Source organism: Caldisphaera sp. (assembly GCF_046536515.1).
GTDB lineage: Archaea > Thermoproteota > Thermoprotei_A > Sulfolobales > Acidilobaceae > Caldisphaera.
The window spans coordinates 1-2740 of sequence record NZ_JAWDMQ010000094.1 but is presented as its reverse complement, the minus strand read 5'-3'; the positions used below and the strand labels follow the sequence as shown (position 1 = coordinate 2740).

4 protein-coding genes are annotated in these 2740 nt (G+C 32.2%); 3 read left to right on the top strand and 1 reads right to left on the bottom strand.

The window, feature by feature from the left end; translation table 11 throughout:
- The first annotated feature begins 106 nt into the window (after positions 1–106).
- The gene (locus RXO53_RS08100) at positions 107–460 is read left to right on the top strand and encodes a nascent polypeptide-associated complex protein (RefSeq protein ID WP_410713712.1); all 354 of its coding nucleotides are present in this window, start codon (positions 107–109) and stop codon (positions 458–460) included.
- On the opposite strand, the gene RXO53_RS08095 is transcribed toward RXO53_RS08100, so the two are convergent.
- Positions 435–1187 (bottom strand): helix-turn-helix domain-containing protein, encoded by a 753-nt coding sequence (locus tag RXO53_RS08095; protein WP_410713711.1) that lies wholly within the window; start codon positions 1185–1187, stop codon positions 435–437. The two genes, RXO53_RS08100 and RXO53_RS08095, sit on opposite strands and share 26 nt — an antisense overlap.
- Positions 1188–1364: 177 nt before the next feature.
- Here RXO53_RS08095 and RXO53_RS08090 point away from each other — a divergent pair, with 177 nt between their 5' ends.
- Positions 1365–2222, top strand: coding sequence for a sulfite exporter TauE/SafE family protein (locus RXO53_RS08090; protein ID WP_410713710.1), 858 nt, complete (start codon positions 1365–1367; stop codon positions 2220–2222).
- Between the two features lie 5 nt (positions 2223–2227).
- A complete protein-coding gene (locus RXO53_RS08085) occupies positions 2228–2611 on the top strand; it encodes a DUF1634 domain-containing protein (RefSeq protein ID WP_410713709.1) in 384 nt (127 codons plus the stop codon).
- Positions 2612–2740: the final 129 nt, after the last annotated feature.

Genomic DNA, 2740 nt, shown 5'->3' with positions numbered 1-2740 from the left:
CCTAAAATAGTAAATAGAGTAACACCAATAAAAGGAGTGTAATCTTTTAGATCTCAGGGAGCTCACACTTTAGGATGAGGAGTAGGTCAGACGGCGATTTAAGTTGATGGGAGTTAATCCAAAAGATTTGAAAAAAGCAATGAAAAGGCTTGGAATGGAAATCGAGGAGGTTAAAGCTGAAAGTGTAACTATAAATGAAACCGACGGATCTAAAATAATAGTTGAAGATCCTCAGGTTATGATAATTAAAGCTAAAAACCAACCAACTATGCTTTACATAATCGGAGAGCCTAAAAAAATAGAGCCATTAAATGAAAATAAGCAAGAAAGCCAAATTAGCGAGGAAGATATTAAACTTGTTATGGAACAAGCCAATGTTGATAAAGAAACTGCTAGAAAAGCTTTGATAGAATCTAATGGAGACATAGCTGAAGCTATTCTAAAACTGAAAAGTAGTTAGTCTCACCAGTTCCAACTTTTGACCTTAATTTTTTTATTAATAAATTTATATCTTTAGCTAGGCTTAATATTAAAGCAACCCCTTCTAATCTTGCTAATTCAATAGCCAAAGGATCAACATATCTCCTAGGGCCATGGATTATAATTATACCGGGCTTAACTAATGAAACCCTAACAGCTACCATAGGACTTCGGCCTGCCATTACATTAGAAAAAATAATTGCTCTTTCTGGCATTGAACCTAAAAGAAAATAAAATTGTGGACCACTGAGTTCTACTATTGCCCTTATACTATCTATTAATGTATATCCATATGCTCTAATAGATTCGGAATAATCTGGAGTTAGTAGAATTCCATCAACTAATTCTATTAATCCTTCTATAGAAATGGGTTCATTAAATTCCATCATATCAATAATAGCTCCTCTAGGTATCCCTAAAGCTTTTGATAAAGCATCTAATTTTTTCCAACCTCTTTGATGATCAATAGCTAACAAAGCCCTAACATATCTTTTTATAAAGTTAGCTCCAGGTGCTCTCCTACCTTTTTCATAATCACTTATAACGCTAGCTGAAACCCCCATAATTCTTGCTACTTCCAATTGTGATACCTCAAAATAATCCCTCCATTTTCTTAATCCAATGTTAGGATTATTGCTATATACTATATCTCCAGCAACTCTTCTAGCTATTAAATCGGCAATAAAATTTTGAAATGACTCTTCCATTTTTCCCCTCTTTTATAATATATATTTAATGCTTATAAAATATATTTATTTAACTAAATATAAAAATAATTAGAAATAAATTTCTTAAAATATATGTAATTAACTCTATTAATAAACTTATCATTTAACTTTTTAAATTCTTTTAATAAAAGGTAATAGCTAGGGTGTAAATAATTAATGATGGAACTAATATACTTCGCTTTGCTTGCAATAGCGAGCATAGTTTCAGGTTTCCTTGGTTCTCTAGTAGGATTAGGGGGAGGCACTTTTCTAGTTCCAATTTACACACTATATTTAGGCATGCCGATAATTTATGCAACAGGGGCTAGCCTAATTTCAACCATAGCAACATCAAGTGGCGCTGGTAGCGCTTACGTTAAAGATAGAATAACAAACGTAAAAATAGGAATGGGATTAGAAATCGCTACATCAGGGGGAGCAATAGTAGGATCCTTAATAGCTGCATGGGTTTATAGTCATCATTTAGCTTCGATCATATATATTGTTTTTGGTATAGTGTTATTAATACAAATATATTTTCAATTAGAAAGGTCAAAATTTGAAATTCCAAAAGAAGCAAAGCCTGATATAACAACGAAAATATTTAAGCTTCATGGAGAATACTACGATCAAGCACTGAATCAGCACGTAAAATATTATGGCATTAGATGGTGGTTAGGAGAAATAATTATGTTTGGAGCAGGATTAATATCTGGACTATTAGGCATAGGCTCAGGCGCCTTAAAGGTTTTAGGTATGGATTGGGCTATGAATCTGCCAATGAAGGTTAGTACAACAACAAGTAATTTTATGATAGGAGTAACAGCTGCTACTGGAAGTTCAATATATTGGATATATGGATACATTCAGCCAATAATAGCTGGTATAACCGCTCTCGGCGTACTCTTAGGAGCTTTTGCTGGGACCAAGGTATTACCAGGAATGAAAAATAAAACTATTAGATATGTATTTACAATTATTTTATTGTTCCTTGGCATTGAAATGATATTAAGAGGTTTAGGAATATTTAGGTGATTAAAATGGTAGAGTTTGAAGATGTTATTGGATGGACTTTAAGGATTGGAGTCATAATTTCAGCTGCATTAATTATATTTGGAATTGCCCTCGTTTTAATTCACAATGGAGCTGGACCTTATACTTTACAACAATTGATATATCCTAATTCTAATGTAAACACTAAAACTTTAGGATTTAGCAATTTTTATTCAGGAATAGAAAGACTGAATGGAATTGATATAATTTTATTAGGATTAATAATATTAATTGCAACACCTGTTATAAGAGTATTCATAGGAATACTACAGTTTGCCAGAGAGAAGGATTACCTTTATACGATTATAACAATAGTAGTGTTTTTCAACCTGATGTTTGCCATATTTATAATTCCCCATCTTTTAAAATAATTTATAAACTCGATTAAAATAATTATATATATTCTTTCTTAAAAATTTCTATAAATTTAATTACTTGGTGAGCAAAATGGCTAGGATAGTGTTGCACGAAAGGGCTGACCTCCTCCCCGCCCTGAAGGG